At 39.4% G+C, this 16,805-nt stretch carries 14 protein-coding genes; 4 read left to right on the top strand and 10 right to left on the bottom strand.

Annotated elements, in window-relative coordinates; genetic code table 11:
• Window positions 1-15 precede the first annotated feature (15 nt).
• Window positions 16-1,923, top strand: a complete 1,908-nt coding sequence (locus MMG00_RS09640; RefSeq protein ID WP_242147776.1) for a bifunctional 2',3'-cyclic-nucleotide 2'-phosphodiesterase/3'-nucleotidase — start codon at window positions 16-18, stop codon at window positions 1,921-1,923.
• Between the two features lie 114 nt (window positions 1,924-2,037).
• On the opposite strand, the gene MMG00_RS09635 is transcribed toward MMG00_RS09640, so the two are convergent.
• The 5 genes from MMG00_RS09635 to erpA form a co-directional block, all read right to left on the bottom strand.
• On the bottom strand, window positions 2,038-3,441 hold the full coding sequence (locus tag MMG00_RS09635) for a GTPase/DUF3482 domain-containing protein (RefSeq protein ID WP_242147774.1): 1,404 nt from the start codon (window positions 3,439-3,441) through the stop codon (window positions 2,038-2,040).
• A gap of 48 nt (window positions 3,442-3,489) precedes the next feature.
• The gene (locus MMG00_RS09630) at window positions 3,490-4,635 is read right to left on the bottom strand and encodes a DUF2868 domain-containing protein (protein WP_242147772.1); all 1,146 of its coding nucleotides are present in this window, start codon (window positions 4,633-4,635) and stop codon (window positions 3,490-3,492) included.
• Window positions 4,619-5,068, bottom strand: a complete 450-nt coding sequence (locus MMG00_RS09625; RefSeq protein ID WP_242147771.1) for an NfeD family protein — start codon at window positions 5,066-5,068, stop codon at window positions 4,619-4,621. Before MMG00_RS09625 ends, MMG00_RS09630 begins: the two co-directional genes overlap by 17 nt.
• A gap of 1 nt (window position 5,069) precedes the next feature.
• Window positions 5,070-5,987, bottom strand: coding sequence for an SPFH domain-containing protein (locus tag MMG00_RS09620; RefSeq protein WP_242147769.1), 918 nt, complete (start codon window positions 5,985-5,987; stop codon window positions 5,070-5,072).
• A 147-nt stretch (window positions 5,988-6,134) separates the two neighbouring features.
• On the bottom strand, window positions 6,135-6,479 hold the full coding sequence (gene erpA / locus MMG00_RS09615) for an iron-sulfur cluster insertion protein ErpA (protein WP_242147768.1): 345 nt from the start codon (window positions 6,477-6,479) through the stop codon (window positions 6,135-6,137).
• A 185-nt stretch (window positions 6,480-6,664) separates the two neighbouring features.
• Between erpA and MMG00_RS09610 the strand changes: the two genes are divergently transcribed.
• Complete coding sequence (locus MMG00_RS09610) at window positions 6,665-7,135, top strand: DUF2846 domain-containing protein (RefSeq protein ID WP_242147766.1); 471 nt, start codon at window positions 6,665-6,667, stop codon at window positions 7,133-7,135.
• Between the two features lie 89 nt (window positions 7,136-7,224).
• Here MMG00_RS09610 and aspS read toward each other — a convergent pair whose 3' ends face one another.
• The 3 genes from aspS to MMG00_RS09595 all read right to left on the bottom strand — a co-directional run bounded on the left by aspS (window position 7,225) and on the right by MMG00_RS09595 (window position 10,994).
• On the bottom strand, window positions 7,225-9,006 hold the full coding sequence (aspS, locus tag MMG00_RS09605) for an aspartate--tRNA ligase (protein WP_242147764.1): 1,782 nt from the start codon (window positions 9,004-9,006) through the stop codon (window positions 7,225-7,227).
• Between the two features lie 618 nt (window positions 9,007-9,624).
• On the bottom strand, window positions 9,625-10,272 hold the full coding sequence (locus MMG00_RS09600; protein WP_242147762.1) for a TenA family protein: 648 nt from the start codon (window positions 10,270-10,272) through the stop codon (window positions 9,625-9,627).
• Between the two features lie 11 nt (window positions 10,273-10,283).
• Window positions 10,284-10,994 carry a class I SAM-dependent DNA methyltransferase gene (locus MMG00_RS09595; RefSeq protein WP_242147761.1) on the bottom strand — a complete coding sequence of 237 codons (711 nt, stop codon included), beginning with the start codon at window positions 10,992-10,994 and terminating at the stop codon, window positions 10,284-10,286.
• 270 nt (window positions 10,995-11,264) lie between these two features.
• Between MMG00_RS09595 and MMG00_RS09590 the strand changes: the two genes are divergently transcribed.
• Window positions 11,265-12,071 carry a sulfite exporter TauE/SafE family protein gene (locus tag MMG00_RS09590; RefSeq protein ID WP_242147759.1) on the top strand — a complete coding sequence of 269 codons (807 nt, stop codon included), beginning with the start codon at window positions 11,265-11,267 and terminating at the stop codon, window positions 12,069-12,071.
• A gap of 258 nt (window positions 12,072-12,329) precedes the next feature.
• On the opposite strand, the gene MMG00_RS09585 is transcribed toward MMG00_RS09590, so the two are convergent.
• The gene (locus MMG00_RS09585; protein WP_242147757.1) at window positions 12,330-13,172 is read right to left on the bottom strand and encodes an ABC transporter substrate-binding protein; all 843 of its coding nucleotides are present in this window, start codon (window positions 13,170-13,172) and stop codon (window positions 12,330-12,332) included.
• Window positions 13,173-13,401: 229 nt separating this feature from the next.
• Here MMG00_RS09585 and polA point away from each other — a divergent pair, with 229 nt between their 5' ends.
• Complete coding sequence (polA, locus tag MMG00_RS09580) at window positions 13,402-16,158, top strand: DNA polymerase I (RefSeq protein WP_242147755.1); 2,757 nt, start codon at window positions 13,402-13,404, stop codon at window positions 16,156-16,158.
• Between the two features lie 109 nt (window positions 16,159-16,267).
• On the opposite strand, the gene MMG00_RS09575 is transcribed toward polA, so the two are convergent.
• Window positions 16,268-16,801 (bottom strand): hypothetical protein, encoded by a 534-nt coding sequence (locus tag MMG00_RS09575; RefSeq protein WP_242147752.1) that lies wholly within the window; start codon window positions 16,799-16,801, stop codon window positions 16,268-16,270.
• Window positions 16,802-16,805 lie beyond the last annotated feature (4 nt).

Below are 16,805 nucleotides of genomic sequence, written 5' to 3'. Positions count from 1 at the left end.
GGCATTATGAGGGAGATGAGCGATAAGCTACAGGTAAGATTATTAGCGACAACCGATATTCATGGTTTTTACATGAATTTTGATTACTATAAGGATCAACAAATTGATCGCCTAGGGTTAATTAGTCTTGCTAATGTGATTGAAGATGCAAGATCTGAAAATCCTAATACACTCCTTTTTGACAATGGGGACCTGCTTCAAGGCTCCCCAATGTCTGATTATCTTCGAGATTATGCAATAGCTAATGAGCATCCTGCTTATTCATTAATGAATGAGATGAATTATGATGCGGCAACTCTTGGTAATCATGAATTTAACTTTGGCGTGCCTTATCTATTAGATGTTCTTAATCAAGCCAATTTCCCTTATGTGAATGCTAATATTACAAATAGTGAGGGAGATTATCTCTTACCACCTTCTGTAATGCTTGAGCGTGAATTTGTGACAGATCTTGGTGAAAAGGTGGCTTTAAAAATTGGGGTGACTGGTATTTTACCGCCACAAATTATGACATGGGATAAGAATCATCTTGATGAATATGCCGTGACTAATGAACAGTTAGTAACACATGATGCGGTTAATGCTACGCAAACACAAGTTGAGCTCTTAAAGTCACAAGGCGCTGATATAGTGGTGGTTTTAGCGCATACAGGCATTTCTCGCCGTCCTTTTGAGTTAGAGATGGAAAATAGTGGTTACTATATTGCCCAAATTAAAGATGTAGATGCGTTAATTACAGGGCACCAACATCGCCGTTTCCCTTCTGATAACTTTCGAGATATGAGTGCATTAGGTATTGATGTTGATCAGGGAACAATTTGTGGAACGCCAACCGTTATGGCGGGTTCCTGGGCAAGATGGTTAGGGGTAATTGATTTAGAGCTCACACAAGATGAGGCGCTGAAATGGCAAGTCTCCTCGGGGAGTTCAGCGTTGCGTTATATTGAAGATTTCCTGACAGAAAATCGAGGCGTGAATCCTGAGTATCTTGAAGTGATGGAATCTGCCCACGAAGCCGTGCGAGAGACGATGAGCGTTCCGGTAGGAGTAAGTGATGCGGGATTTTATAGCTATCTCTCATTAATTCAAGATGATAACTGTATTCAAATTGTCGCAGATGCGCAGACGCACTATGCGAAGAAACTTTTAAAGGAGCGGGGCTTATTAGATGAGCTGCCGATCTTATCAGCTGTGCCACTTTTTAAAGTGGGAAGCCGTAAAGATGATCCTACCTATTTTACAGAAATCGCGCCGGGAGAACTCTTTTTTAAAGATGTAGCTGATCTTTATGTTTATCCTAATTACTTAGTGGTATTAGAGATTAATGGGGAGAATCTTAAGGAGTGGCTCGAATGCTGCGCAAGTATTTATCATACGATTGATCCAGAAGATAATGCCCCTCAGCATCTGATTAATTGGGCAAAATATCGTCCTTATAATTTTGATATTATTAAGGGAATTGAGTATGAAATTAACCCAGCAGTAAGACCTCGTTATAGCCCAGATTTAGAGCTCTTTGATGCTAGAAATGAGCGCATTATGAATTTACGCTTTAAGGGAAAAAAAGTAGCCGCAACCGATCGTTTTTATTTAGCGACCAATAGTTATCGCGCATTAGTGGATCGTTTTCCAGGTGCGGGTAGTGGGAATGTTGTTTGTGCGACACGAAAAGAGATTCCAGAGGTGATTTTAGCCTATATTATGGCGAAATCAGAAGAAGGCATCTTAGAGATTACTCCAGATAATAATTGGGGATTAGATCTATCGAGTTTACAAGATACTCGTTTAATTATTGAAACAGCAAATACACCGACAGCAAAAGCGATTATTGCAAGAGATAGCCGTTATATGATGCATTATATAGGGCAAGATGCTGAGAAATTTGCACTGTATGAGATTGATGTAAACGCAACGCTTTTATAGTGAAATCGGTTTAAAAGTCACTGAACTAGAATGCCGGCGCATCGGATATGAGAAGCTCAAGAGTAGTTCTATCCGGCATTGTGCAAGCTGGTTTGGTTTACACGCGGTATTGTTTTATTGTTTGCGACCTATTGCGTGAGTCTTGTGTTGTATGAGTGAATCACGATATTGGGTGGTAAAAATGGTGGTTAGTTCTTTTAGCTTTTTTTCCCGCTTAGGATTGAGAATAAGCCCCTCTTTTTCGCAAAATTCAGGATGGGCTCGTAATGCTTTACTCTCTTTTATAAGCTCAGAGAGATTACCGGCATTAGATTGTGAGTCTTGAAGATAAATAGGCGTAAGCTCTGCATGGCTTCTACCATTTAATGCGCCAATGATATAGAGCATGCGAGAGGTTAGATGAATAATCGCCTCATCATTGACACAAAATATCTCTAGATCCTGCCATTTGTCGAGCATATTGTGACTAAAATGCTTTAAAGATGCCGCTAAGCCGCCAATAACAGCACCTGTTGCTGTTGCGATGCCAAGTGTTGTAAATCCGGCTAGCGCATCTACGCCGACCATGACTCCAGCGCCAACGCTAGCACCTTTACTAAATTGCAACGTTAGATCTATCAGTCCCTCATTTGTGAAGAGGTCTTGTTCGTAATGTGAGCCTTGAACCATAAGCGCAAAGTAAGCGATATCTTCTTCATTAAATTGATAAATATGAAGCAGCGATTGAATACTCTTTTTCTCAAATTTTTCAATAAAGGGATGCAATGCTTGAACAATTTTTTCAGGCGGCGTTACTCGTTTTTCTTTAATTTGAAGCGTGATTAAGTTGAGATAAAAATTAGCCGCAACTTTCATCGCTTCAGATAAGCGAGATTGATCAGCTAACTCTTCAAGCTGAATATAGGCCATAATTTCTGCATAATATTCAGGAAACATAATGGCAATCTGTTCATAAAAACGTCTTTTTTGTGGCGGTATTACCGTATCAAACTCTAGATAATGATGAATGCCGTGCGCTTTAAGATGTTTTTTCCAAGTCTCTAAGTGTTCACCTTGAATAAAATTGAGGATAGGTAGAATTGGTTTATGCGTTTTCTCAATAAGTGTTAGTTCATCATCAAACTTAGGTAAAAAAGGGAGCCGGCAATCGATGACATAACAGGTAAGATCTGCTGAAAAGAGCTGTTTAATGACTTTTACTTCCTGTTCAAAGTCTTTTTCAGCGATCGGATCTTGGCTAAAGCGTCTTAGGTTTTCTGCTTCATCAAGGCGTGAATGGGATGGATAGTGTGTTTCAAGCGTATCAAGAATCCCCATTGCATCTTCAATGCCGGGGGTATCGATGTAGGTAAATGTTAATTGATTGGAAGAACGCTTGATCTCTGCGACATCAATGGTTGTGGACGCTTCATCCTTAACTTCTCCAAAATTTCTTTCGCGGGTAATTGTTCTGATAAGGGAGGTTTTCCCGGTATTTGTATGCCCTACGATCGCAATTTTTAATGTTTTAACATCCATGAATACTCTCTAACATTGTGTTTTAAGCGGTCTTGCTATCTATTTATATTAACGCACTTTGAGCGAGGATAATGGTTTAATCATGATTATTTCATTTTCAAAGAGATTGGGGGTTAATTTTCGTTCCCATTCTTGTATGCGCTGATGCTGATCTGTCTCTACAAGAATAATTACATTGTTCATGGCGCAATTTAAGAGTGTATAGATTCGGCGAAGTAGGCCGCGATCAGGAGTAAGGCTTGCATCAATATAGAGAGTGAGTTTTTCCAGCGGTGAATTTTTAAGTTGTTTTTGTAGAGTATTAAAGGATGTGCGATCGTTAATTACTTCAATGTTCTTTGGTAATGCTAATGAGAAATCGAGCGCAATAGCTAACTCCTCATCACCTTGTTGAATCGTTTTAGGAGCTCTTTCGCTGATGGGGCGTGTTTTTGCTGGATCAATGATATTCGTATTATTTTGAGGATGATGATTGTGTTGGCAGCGCTTTTGATAACGATGATACTTTAGATAGGAAAAAGTTAGAAAGCAGAGTCTAGGTAACAATCCATAAATAGTGATCATCAGGAGAATCCATCTTGCCCAAATAGCATTATCACTTACTGAAGGTGCTCCTTTGAGGGTTGATTGGATTAAATTAGCACTTATAAGCTCGCCAAATAGTAGGTTCGGGAGAAAGTTAAAGAGGTTAATAATCGTCAAGTAGAGACTACTGCTATAGGGGAAAAGCGTACTATAGAGATTAAAGTGATATTGCTTGAGCGTAAATTGTATAAATAATCCAGCAATTAATCCGATGAAGATAATACTCCAAGCACCGTGCATAATAACTTTTGCCAAAAGCCCTAATGCTTTTGGATCGGCTTCAAAGCTACTATATGAGATGTGATTTTTTTCTGTCTGTTTTTGCAGTTTACTAAGCTGCTTTTGGAGAAAAATTAAGAGCGTTGAAAAGAGTGAGTGCTGGCGAATGAGTGCAAATAGCAGAAAAAGATAAGCAGGGAGAAGAATTCCAAAGACAAGCCCAATAGGGTGAGTCGGTGTAGAGAGTAGAGCACCACTACCACTAACCGTTATTAAAAAAAGTATCAAAGAAAAGAGGCTAATTAAACCTTTAGAGAGTTGAAAGGGCAGTGCCTTTCCGCTCCCTAAAGCGATAGCATTATTTTGTGAAGGATTATTCAGCCTTGTCATAGTGAAGGGTATTTCCAACAACTTTTGTGATTCTAATTTGCGTGCCCATGGGGAGGTTTTCTCCCTGAATATTCCAAACAGAGTCTCCAAGTGGTAAGCGACCATTATTATTGGTGATATCCATTGTTAAAGTATAGGTTTTACCAATATATTCAGCTCCTCGAATTTGATTGAGGTGATGGCTTTCAATATCTCGATCTTTCCCTTTATAAACTTTAACGCCGATCACAAGCGCAATTACGGCAAATATTGCAAAGAGGATCATCTGCACTGTAAAGGCTAATGAAAAGATACTCAGTAATCCCCCAACGGCTAAAGCCGCAGCCCCAAGCCAAAAGAGATAAACCCCAGGAATAATGAGTTCTAATAACATCAAGATAGCCCCGATGATGAGCCAAGCCATCATCGGATCCATGGTTGTGAAGAAAGTCATATTACGACTCCTTCCCCGCTGATTTTACAAGTTCAGCAATACCGGCAATAGAACCGACAATACCAGAAGCTTCCATTGGCATCATCACAATTTTGCTATTATCGCTATCGGCAATTTTACCAAAAGCTTCTACATATTTTTGGGCAACGAAGTAGTTAATCGCTTGGATATCGCCTTCACTAATTGCTTTAGAAACCATTAAGGTAGCATTAGCTTCAGCTTCGGCCATTCTCTCACGAGCTTCTGCTTCTAAGAATGCCGCTTGGCGCTTTCCTTCAGCGGTTAAAATAGCAGATTGTTTATCCCCTTCAGAGCGAAGAATCTCGGCTTCTCTAACGCCTTGTGCTTCAAGAATGGCTGCACGTTTTTCACGTTCTGCTTTCATCTGTTTTGCCATTGAATCAATAAGATCTCTTGGTGGTTCAATATCTTTAATTTCGATACGGGTGACTTTAACGCCCCAAGGTTCTGTGGCATGGTCAACAACTGAGAGAAGGCTTGCATTGATTTCATCACGTTTTGAGAGAAGCTCGTCTAAGTCCATTGAGCCCATTACCGTACGAATATTGGTCATGGTGAGATTAAGAATCGCTGACCCTAAGTTATTGACGGCATAAGCTGCGCGCGCTGCATCGTTAATTTGGAAGAAAACAACCCCATCCACACGAACCATTGCGTTATCTTTAGTGATAACGGCTTGTGAAGGGACATCGGTGACATTTTCCATCATATTAATTTTATGACCTACACGATCAAAAAATGGCACGATGAAAGAGATCCCTGGAGTAATCGTTTTACGATAGCGACCAAAGCGTTCAACGGTATATTCATTTCCTTGGGGTACCATTTTAATACCAAGGAAAACCAGTAGAACGGCAATTGCCGCAATGATTAATACTAAAATTGAGCCTGTTGCCATAGTTTTAGATTCCTAAAAAGAATATAGACTTAAAAAAAGCACCTAACTCTTATGAGATAGGTGCTTTATCTCGTTAATAATGTCGCCATAGTATAAACGAAATAGGCTATTAATAATAACTTTGATAATCAGTTATCTTGATAATGATTATGCGCTAAATGAATTTCCACAACCGCAAGTTGTTGTTGCATTAGGATTACGGATCACAAATTGCTCGCCTTGTAAGTCATTGACATAATCAATTTCAGCACCCACTAAGTATTGATAGCTTAATGGATCTACTAAAAGGGTGACTTCTTGGTTAATTACTTCAACATCGCCATCTTCTACTTCATTAGCAAAAGCAAAACCATATTGGAAACCAGAGCAACCGCCACCTTGGATATAAACGCGGAGTTTAAGGCTAGGATCACCTTCTTCATCAATTAAGCTTTTCACTTTTAGTGCGGCAGAATCTGTGAAGTTAATTCCTGTTTCATCGATCATTGACATCTTCTTTTCTCCTTAAGTGAAAACAGTTTTCTATGCCTATCATTATACCACTCTGGTCAAGTTTCTCTCACTATTCTCACGGAAATATTGTTGTTGGGGGATTATGGTTAAATTTTAGGTTAAGGTATGTTTGTTCCCATGAGTAGGGGAGTTCTAAAAATAGATTAATTAAAGGATCGATAACTATGAAAAAAATGATTATGGCTGTAGCTGTTATACTGCCAGTTTTTATTGCAGGGTGCTCATCTGTTCCACTTGCTAGTGATATAGATAATAAGAATGCAAAGTTATTTCCAGTGCCAAAAGAGGGGGAAGCAGGTCTTTATATTTATAGAGATAGTTTTGTGGGTCAAGCGCTGCGAAAGGATGTTTATCTTAATGGTGGTTGTGTTGGAGAAACATCAAATGAAGTTTTTTTCTATTTAACAATACCAACTGAAGAAAATGAAATTATTCTCGGTACTGAATCTGAATTTTCCCCTAATAATATAACGATGAGTTTAGAGTCAGGAAAAAACCATTTTGTACGACAATATATAAAAATGGGAGTTTTTGTTGGTGGTGCTGGATTAGAGCAGGTTTCTGAGGAGGAAGGAAAAAGGGTGATCTCTAAGCCTAAGTTAAAACTTGCAGCTCAAGGAATATGTGATATTTGATTTCAGATAGTTCTTTAGATAAAAAGGCTTAACCATGATAGTTAAGCCTTTTTAATCTTTTTAACTTAGATGATATTAAAGGAAGCTAATTATTTCGCTTCTTCTTCCTCTTTTACAAGTTCAATCGCAAGTTCATCAAGTTGCGCTTGGCTGATTGATGCCGGCGCGTCTGTGAGTAAACATGCTGCAGATTGTGTTTTCGGGAATGCAATCACATCACGGATTGAGCTTTGTTCTGCCATGAGCATCACTAAGCGGTCAAGACCAAATGCGATACCACCATGAGGAGGCGCACCATATTTAAGCGCATCTAATAGGAAGCCAAATTTCTCTTCGGCTTCTGCTTTATCAATACCAAGAAGTTCAAAGACTTTCATCTGTACATCATGTTTGAAGATACGAATTGATCCACCGCCCAGCTCAGTACCGTTTAATACTAAGTCATAAGCATTTGCGATTGAGTTTGCAGGATCATTGAGTGACTCAATCCCTGTTTTTGGTGTTGTGAACGGATGGTGAACAGCTACATAGCGTTTTGCATCTTCATCGTATTCAAACATGGGGAAGTCAACAACCCACATAGGGGCCCATTTATGGGTAAGAAGGTTGAGGTCTTTACCAATTTTCACACGAAGTGCACCGATAGCATCATTAACCGTGGTTGCTTTATCCGCACCAAAGAAGATGATGTCATTATTTTGTGCCTTCGTTGCTTCAAGTAATGCTGTTAACGTTGCATCATCTAAGAATTTAACGATTGGTGATTGTAAGCCTTCACGACCTGCCGCAACATCGTTAACACGGATGTATGCAAGGCCTTTCGCGCCGTAACGACCCACATATTCAGTATACTCATCGATATGACGGCGAGTAAATTGATCTGATACTCCAGGAACATTAAGTGCTACAACACGTCCATTTTCACGGTTTGCGGCATCATTAAATACTTTAAATTCGCAAGATTTCATAAGCTCTGTGATCTCTGTGAACTCAAGCGGAATACGAAGATCTGGTTTGTCTGAACCAAAGCGAGCCATTGCTTCATGCCATGTCATGCGTGGGAAGTTATCACCAAGGTCAACATTGATGGATGCTTTGAAGGTATCGCGAATCATTTTTTCGGCGATATCCATGATTTGATCCGATGAGAGGAAAGATGTCTCGATATCCACTTGGGTAAATTCAGGCTGACGATCTGCACGTAAGTCTTCATCACGGAAGCAGCGAACGACTTGGTAGTAACGGTCAAAACCACTCACCATTAAGAGCTGTTTGAAGAGCTGTGGGCTTTGTGGAAGGGCAAAGAATTCCCCATGATGCACACGTGATGGCACAACATAGTCACGAGCGCCTTCTGGTGTTGCTTTTGTTAAGAATGGTGTTTCGATATCAAGGAAGCCTTGTTCATCGAGTGCTTGACGAATGTAACGAGTAACTTTCGAGCGAAGCATGATGTTTTGATGCATGCGCGTATCACGAAGATCAAGGTAACGATATTTTAAACGTACTTCTTCTGAAGTTTTGTCATCCCCTAATTGGAATGGCAGTGGCGCTGCTGTATTGAGGATTGTAAGCGCTGTTGCAATCACTTCAATTTTACCAGAAACAATATTTTCGTTAACCATGCCATCAGGGCGTGCGATGACTTTACCTTCGATTTGAATAACAAATTCATTACGAATTTTTTCAGCTTCAGCAAAAGGTGTTGTTAACTGTGCAGGATCGATAACAACCTGAACAATCCCTTCTCTATCACGAAGGTCAACAAAGATGATGCCACCATGGTCACGACGACGATGTACCCAACCAGAAAGTGTAACAGTTTTGTCGAGAAGTTCCTCGCTCACTAATCCGCAATAATGTGATCGCATAATATTGAATCCTTAAATTTGTAATACAGCGCGTATTATGAATTGTCGTTTGAAAATCAAATTATACAATTATAGGGTATTTTACGAAACTTTTCAGAGGAAGATTTCAAGATCTTTCCGCGATTTGCGGTTTATATTGTGCCTGTCATTAACAAAGATCCTTTATTTGCCCCGCTTTGGGAAGCATGCGTGGTTAAGCAATTGCTGCCTACCGCTTTCAAGATCAGCCCTCGAGTAAATTATATGTGAATTTACCGCAGAGCGATCTTGAAGAATAACCTAGGAACCTACGCCTTACAAAACGTAGGTCCCTAGAATTTTAAGCCTATCGTGTCTCCATTTTTTTTATTATTTGAGACTGATACTTTTACTCACCATATTTACTAAACCGTGAAAGTATATTCTTTCTTTAGCCTAGTCCTCCTTTGAATGCTCTTAGATTGTGGTGATACTTTTTTAATATTTTTAATCAACCTAAGCGCAAAATTTTGTGAAGCCGACACCTCTATGATTATCCGATTCAGAATAAAAATGCAAACTTTCAAGGTGAAAAAGAGGGGAGAAAAATGTAACAAATTGATATTCATCAAATTATATTACATGCAACATGGCAATTTTTTATGGGATCATTTGATAACAACTATTCCAAAATTGCTGATCTAAAGTGGCCCCTTTTTTGTACCACTCATGCATCTGTTCTTGAGTTTTGTTATCTGCTTTTTGTGCGTAATAATCGCACATTTTTCTCAGTCTTGATACGGATTCAAGGTGCTCAATGCCGGCATAAGTATCAATCCAATTTAGATAAGGGTTATGCGCTCTTTGATGTTGATCGAAGATATAAAGCCCAAGTTGCTGATAGACTAAAAAACAAGGAAGCATGCCGGCAAGCGCAAGAGGAATAGGAAGCGTTTCTAAAGTGGCATTGAAAGTTATAAATTCTTGGCAGGTTTTGCTAGGAATTATTTGGCTGATCTCTTTATTGAGATAGCGATCATGAAGCGCTTTTTCTTGTTCCATATTTTCTTGCACAAAGTTGTGAAAATATGACTGAAAATCCGCTTCTTCGATTCGATGCGCCATAGATTGTAATAATTTGGTAAATGCTTGAAGGTAGAGCGCATCTTGTTCGATATAAAATCGAAAACGTCTTGCATCGAGTTTTCCTGTAATCAGCTCTTGAATAAAGGGAACTTGCTGAGTGGCATGATAAATGGGTAAATGGCGTTGCCAAGTACTTTCAGTCCAAAGTGTGTGATTAGTCATAGAGATCCCTTTTATGAGTGCTTATAAGCGCAGATTGCGACATAGTCACCTTTATCGAAGCCTTCAATCGGCTCTTCAACAGTATTATCCGAGTAGATAGGATGAGTGGTGAGTGTTTGGAAGAACTCAAAATCAGTAAAGCCAATCTTTTTCATCGTCTCGATCTTTTCTTGGGTTGTCCGCCAGTTTGCTTGTTCGACAAGTTCAATCGGGTAAGGATGGCGAGGATAGACCTCTTTTAACAGCGGATGATCCCAAGATTGTACTGCTTTTGCAAGATTATAGAGTAAGCCGTAACCACTCTCTTTAGGGATATCAATGACGATGATCTTGCCACCTGGATTTAAAGCGTGAAAGCTTTGGGTTAAGGCTGTTTCAAGATTTGTAATATACCCAGGGCAACCATTATAGATAATCGTGTCATATTTTTTACCAGCATAAGCGAAGTTTTCAGCCGTTGAAATTGTGACATTTAGCCCTCGTTTTCTAGCAATATTTGCCATGTCTTCTGAGGGTTCGAGTCCGTTTTCAATGTCAATACCATACTCTTGACGCAAAATAGACTCAAAAAGGCCGCTGCCGCAACCGACTGAGAAGATATTCTGGCAACCTTCAAGGGTTTTTGCGACAAGTTTTACCTCAGAGCGTAGTACATTTGGATTTTCTAAAAACCAGAGGTCATATTTTTCAGCATATTGATCGAAACTTTTAGGAATTGTCATAGATTTCAGCACTCAATGTTTTGTCATAGTAAAGAAGCTGAAAGTGTAGCATATCGGGTTAATTAGACGATTGCTGGTACTGTTTTCGTGATATGAGAATAGGGGGGGTTATAAAAATCAGCCAGTTAAGCTAAATATTATTTGGACTTTTACGAAGATTATTAAAAAAATCTTCAAGAAAGGATTGATATAAGCGCCTTAGCCCGATATTGTCAATAACGGCAGATCATTATTATAGATGGGTAATAGCAAGGAAAGGGCAGGGAATATATGGGGATTGAATTAGTAATATTTCTATTATTGGGCTGTATTATTGGCTTAATTTCGGGATTACTAGGTGTAGGTGGTGGAACGGTTGTGGTGCCGGCATTGGTATTTTTCCTTGTATCTCAAGGTGTAGATCCTGAATTAATTATGAAGGTTGCGTTAGGTACTTCATTTGCTGTTGTGGGAATTACGAGCCTTTCATCTGTGATTGCCCATCAAAAAAGGGGCTCTGTTGTATGGACTGTGGTCTTTTTGATGGGGGTTGGTGCGATTATTGGGGTTGCGATAGGAAGCCGAGTTGTCAGCATGATGAATAACTTTGTGCTACAACTCTTCTTTTGTCTATTTTTGGCTTATACCATTATTAATATGCTTCGCACAGCTTCGAAAAAAGAGGCAGATAAAGTATCGGGTGTGCCAAAACCTATCTATTTAGGTGCTGGAGGAATTATTGGTTTTATCTCAAGCTTTGTTGGCATTGGCGGGGGTGTGATGATTGTCCCTGTTTTAAGTAAAATTGGGTATCAGATGAAAAATGCGATCGCTTCCTCTTCTGCTATAGGGATGTTTATGGCGGCAGCGGGTGCAACAAGCGCGGTAATTAATGGTTGGGGCGTTGCTAATGTACCAGAGAATTCTATTGGCTTTGTCTACTATCCCGCGGTGATAGGGCTTTCTTTAACGAGCGTTATCTTTGCGCCTATTGGTGCGAAGCTTGTCTATATCTTACCGGTAAAGCGTATCCGTCAAATTTTGGCAGGCTTTTTAACTATCATCTTAATCGTGTTTATCTATAACAATTTTGTATAAAAGATTGTTTAACGTTATCAAATAGCTCAGCAAATCTTGTATCGAAAAATTGGTTTAAAAGTCACTGAATTAGATTGCCGGCGCATCGATTATGAGAGGTGCAAGAATCGTTCTATCCGGCATTGCGTAAGCTCATTGGATACTCTGTACCCTTAATACTATTTAAAATAGTGTTTCTTAAATTGAATCGACTATAAAAAAGCCTAGTCATTGACTAGGCTTTTAGCTAAGTATCTTTTTGATGCGACTTGATAAGTATTAATCAATCGCTTTCATGATCTCATCGGTTTGAAGGTCAAGGCTTTGTAAACCTTTCCCTGAGAGATACCAAAGTTTAGGGGTTAAGTAGATGACTTTATCATTTTTGATGGCATTGATTTGTGCCATATCTGCTGCTTTAAAATATTCTTGATCCATTGCCGGTTGCCCGATGGCAGCGCTTCTATCAATAATATAGATAATGTCTGGATTTTTAGAGGTTAAATAAGCCGCATCCGCTTGTGCGCCTTTTTCTACTTCCTCAGTTTCTGCGCGTTTAACGCCTAATACATCATGGACAAATGTTGCATAACCACTGTTATTTGAGATCCAGAAGTTACCATCATTATGCATTAGAACAAGGGCTTTTTGCGCTGATGCTTTTGCTTTTTCAGCAGATTTTTCAAATTTTGTACTAAGAGTATTCCAAGCCGCTTCTGCTTCTGGGCGTTTTTCAATGGCATTTCCCACAGCAAAGATATTAAATTTAGCAGATTCTAAAAAATCATCATTAGCTGCCGAGAAGTTAATGACAGGTGCAATCGCTTGTAATTCAGCCGCTGATTTTCCTTGACGGCCTGAAATAATGATAAAGTCAGGATTTTCCTGAGCAATGAGATCCATGTCGAGTTTGAACATATCGCCAGAAGATTTCATGGTTTCTGTTTGATATTTTTCAAGATATTCCGGTGCAAATTGTTTAGGGATTGCAACAACGGCTTCACCGCCGCCTAAGGCATCGATAGTATCTAAAGCCCCAAAATCCATCACAACACCTTTAGGTGCTGCGATTGCAAGACCTAAACAACTTGTTAAACCAATGGCTAATAGTAATTGACGCATCTTTGTCCTCTTTGTAAGATTTTTATTATCAAATGTGAATGATTATATTTATCATCTTTGTAAATAATGTCCACTTTTAAATGCCTCATTTTGATAGATAGATCTTTTAAGCAAAGAATCTTCAATGGAGAAACAGCGCTAGGGCCGCTTTTTTTGTATAATCATTCTATTCACTATTTTTTAAATTCCTCTACGTGAAGGTAGAGTTGAAGCATAAAGGTTCCTAAGTATGTCGAAAACATTTTTAGTCGTTGATGGCTCTAACTTTCTATTTCGAGCATTTCACGCACTGCCGCCTTTAAAGAGCCCTGATGGAAGACCTACGGGTGCGATTCGCGGTGTTATTAATATGTTTGAGAAATTGATGCGGGAATTTAACCCAGATTATCTTGGGGTTATTTTTGATGCCAGTGGCAAAAGCTTTAGAAGCGATCTTTACCCGGATTATAAAGCACATAGACCGCCAATGCCGGATGATCTGCGTTTACAGATTGAACCTCTTTTTGAAATTATTGACCTTTTAGGTTATCCGCGCATTATTATCCCCGGCATTGAGGCAGATGATGTTATCGCAACGCTTGCTTTAGAAGCAAAAGCGAAAGGGATTCGCACAATTATCGCTTCAAGTGATAAAGATTTAGCGCAATTAGTGGAAGATAATGTCATTAATATGTATGACGGCATGAAAAATGAGATGTTAGGGCGCACGGAAGTTTTCGAAAAATATGGTGTTTATCCTGAGCAAGTGCGTGATTATCTCTCTCTTATGGGGGATAGTGCCGATAATATCCCCGGTGTTCAAGGCGTTGGTCCTAAAACAGCAGCAAAATGGATTCATGAATGGGGAGATCTTGATGGGATCGTAGCAAATGCCGAAAAGATAAAAGGAAAAGTGGGTGAAAGGCTGAGAGATAGTTTAGATATCCTTGCGCTTTCTAAAGAACTTACAACACTGTATATGGATGCAAAGCTCCCAATTAAAGTGGAAGAGTTAAAGCGTAAGGATCAGTTTACAGATCGCTTGCGTGATGTTTATCAGGATTTAGGTTTCCGTCAATTACTCATTGGGCTCGATGGGAATGATGCACCAACAGAGAGATTTGTACCGCCTGTTGCAAAAGCTGCGAAAACATCAAGTGATGATGGTAATAGTTGGGTAAATCCGACAATGCCGGCAACCACAAATTACGAGACGATTACCACAATAGAAAGCTTGCAAGAATTTTTAAAGCTGATTCCCAAAGCAGCACTTTTAGCGCTCGATACGGAAACTGATGGTTTAGAATTTATGCGCTCTAATCTTGTGGGGATTTCGCTTTCAGTGGCGCCTGGGGAAGCTGTTTATATTCCTTTTAAACAAGCAGGACTTGAAAATCCACTGACAATTGATGAGGTAATGCCGCTTTTAAAACCAATTTTAGAAGATGAGTCGATTCCTAAAGTTGGGCAAAATATGAAATTTGATTGGCATATTTTAAAACGCTATGGCGCTGAGATTAAAGGGATTGCTGATGATACGATGCTCGCAAGCTATATCTTTGATCCAACAGGAAATCGTCATAATATGGATGCGTTAGCGGAACTTTATCTTGGTTTTAAAACAACGCCATTTGAATCTATTGCCGGCAAAGGAAAATCACAAAAAACTTTTGACGAAATTGATATCGAAACAGCTAGCTTTTATGCCGCAGAAGATGCCGATATTACCTTGCAATTGCAGCATAGTATTGTGCCTCGTTTAAAATCGGTAGAGAGTCAATACAGAGTCTATGCTGAGATTGAAGTACCGTTAGTATCGGTGCTTGCCAAGATGGAGCATGAAGGGATTTTGGTTGATGCTGATCATTTAAATGCGCTAAGTGTGGAGTTTGGCGATAATTTAGCAGATCTAGAAAAAGCGGCCTATGAGCTTGCGGGGGAAGAATTTAATATGAGCTCCCCATCACAAGTGGGGACGATTTTATTTGAAAAACTTCAATTGCCGGTGATTAAGAAAACGCCAAAAGGCGCGCCTTCTACCGCAGAAGATGTTTTGGTAAAACTTGCTGAAGATTATCCGTTACCCAAAATTATTATGGAGTATCGGGAGTTTTCAAAATTACGTTCTACCTATACAGAATCTTTAGTTGCAGAGATTAACCCAGATACTAAACGGGTACATACCTCCTTTAATCAAGCACAAACAAGCACAGGGCGCTTATCTTCTTCTAATCCTAACTTACAAAATATTCCGATTCGTACCAAAGAAGGTCGCCGTATTCGTGAGGCATTTATTGCAAAAGAGGGCTCGATTTTATTAGCAGCGGACTATTCACAAGTAGAACTGCGTTTGATGGCGCATTTCTCACAAGATGAGACGATGATTCAAGCTTTCCAAGAGGGTAAAGATATTCATGCGGCGACAGCTTCTGAAGTTTTCGGGATTCCTTTAGAGAAAATCACAAGTGAAGAGCGAAGAGCAGCAAAAGCGATTAACTTTGGTTTGATCTATGGAATGGGTGCGTTTGGTTTGGCGAAACAGCTCGGAATTTCTCGCACACAAGCGCAAGAGTATATTAGCCTCTATTTCAGCCGCTATACGGGCGTTTTAAACTATATGGATCAATCAAAAGAGAAAGCAAAAGATCTTGGTTATGTAGAAACATTGTTAGGTAGAAGACTCTATTTGCCGGGAATCCATAGCTCTAATGCGATAGCTAGATCGGGAGCTGAGCGTGTGGCAATTAATGCACCGTTACAAGGTACGGCAGCTGATATTATTAAATTAGCGATGCTTAAAGTGGATGCTTCATTAACGGCGAAATCAGAAGTTGATGCAAAAATGTTACTACAAGTTCATGATGAACTTATTTTGGAATCAAATCTAGCATCAGAAGAAGCCGCGACAGCGCTTTTAGTGGATGCAATGACGGATGTGATTAAACTTGATGTACCATTAATCGTTGAAGTGGGTCGTGGTAATAACTGGGATGAAACAGCGGGTTAACCATTTATTGTATTTAATATTTTAAAGAAAACCGCTTAAATAATTTAAGTGGTTTTTTATTAGAACGCTCTTCATGAGGTTTGTGATGTTTGTTTATTCTTCATATCAATTACGGCAATGTTAAGAGAGTTTCATCCTCTAGTTTATAAGGGGTTTTATCAAAGGATATTCCTCCCCTCTCTTCAAGTCCCCAATGTTGCATGGTCGATAGCTTAGGTGGTTTTCGGACAATTTGTTTAAATCCTTGCGCATTAAAACTCATTCTTCCTCTTCTTAAAGAGATCTCGCCCTGATAGCGCGTTTCTTTGGAGGATTTAGGGGATTCTCTCTTAAGATAAATCTCATCAATTTCAAGTAGTGTAGGCGGTTTCCAAAGGGGATCGATCTCAATTCTTAATGATTGCACATTATAGAATATCAAGGTTGTAGGGGCGGTCCAAAATTGGAAATAGCCTAATTCATTAGGCTTGAGCCATTGGAGAATATAATCTAAATCTAAGAGGAAATTGGGCGCACTCGGTTGATCTGTTCTTTCTAATGTGAAATCATGAATGACGCAATTATGCCAACCAAGATAAGGAAGATCGGCTTCTGTCCAAATTTTTCGATCCGGCTTTAGATAGATATCAGGCGAATGAGGCATGTTG

Source organism: Ignatzschineria rhizosphaerae, from assembly GCF_022655595.1.
GTDB classification, from domain to species: domain Bacteria; phylum Pseudomonadota; class Gammaproteobacteria; order Cardiobacteriales; family Wohlfahrtiimonadaceae; genus Ignatzschineria; species Ignatzschineria rhizosphaerae.
The sequence above is the reverse complement of the archived record's forward strand: the minus strand, read 5'-3'. Positions and strand labels throughout refer to the sequence as shown.

Bases quoted from the DNA above. Each gene is read 5' to 3' on its own strand.
- MMG00_RS09640 (WP_242147776.1), top strand. From the start codon at position 16: ATGAGCGATAAGCTACAGGTAAGATTATTAGCGACAACCGATATTCAT.
- MMG00_RS09635 (WP_242147774.1), bottom strand. From the start codon at position 3,441: ATGGATGTTAAAACATTAAAAATTGCGATCGTAGGGCATACAAATACC.
- MMG00_RS09630 (WP_242147772.1), bottom strand. From the start codon at position 4,635: ATGACAAGGCTGAATAATCCTTCACAAAATAATGCTATCGCTTTAGGG.
- MMG00_RS09625 (WP_242147771.1), bottom strand. From the start codon at position 5,068: ATGACTTTCTTCACAACCATGGATCCGATGATGGCTTGGCTCATCATC.
- MMG00_RS09620 (WP_242147769.1), bottom strand. From the start codon at position 5,987: ATGGCAACAGGCTCAATTTTAGTATTAATCATTGCGGCAATTGCCGTT.
- erpA (WP_242147768.1), bottom strand. From the start codon at position 6,479: ATGTCAATGATCGATGAAACAGGAATTAACTTCACAGATTCTGCCGCA.
- MMG00_RS09610 (WP_242147766.1), top strand. From the start codon at position 6,665: ATGAAAAAAATGATTATGGCTGTAGCTGTTATACTGCCAGTTTTTATT.
- aspS (WP_242147764.1), bottom strand. From the start codon at position 9,006: ATGCGATCACATTATTGCGGATTAGTGAGCGAGGAACTTCTCGACAAA.
- MMG00_RS09600 (WP_242147762.1), bottom strand. From the start codon at position 10,272: ATGACTAATCACACACTTTGGACTGAAAGTACTTGGCAACGCCATTTA.
- MMG00_RS09595 (WP_242147761.1), bottom strand. From the start codon at position 10,994: ATGACAATTCCTAAAAGTTTCGATCAATATGCTGAAAAATATGACCTC.
- MMG00_RS09590 (WP_242147759.1), top strand. From the start codon at position 11,265: ATGGGGATTGAATTAGTAATATTTCTATTATTGGGCTGTATTATTGGC.
- MMG00_RS09585 (WP_242147757.1), bottom strand. From the start codon at position 13,172: ATGCGTCAATTACTATTAGCCATTGGTTTAACAAGTTGTTTAGGTCTT.
- polA (WP_242147755.1), top strand. From the start codon at position 13,402: ATGTCGAAAACATTTTTAGTCGTTGATGGCTCTAACTTTCTATTTCGA.
- MMG00_RS09575 (WP_242147752.1), bottom strand. From the start codon at position 16,801: ATGCCTCATTCGCCTGATATCTATCTAAAGCCGGATCGAAAAATTTGG.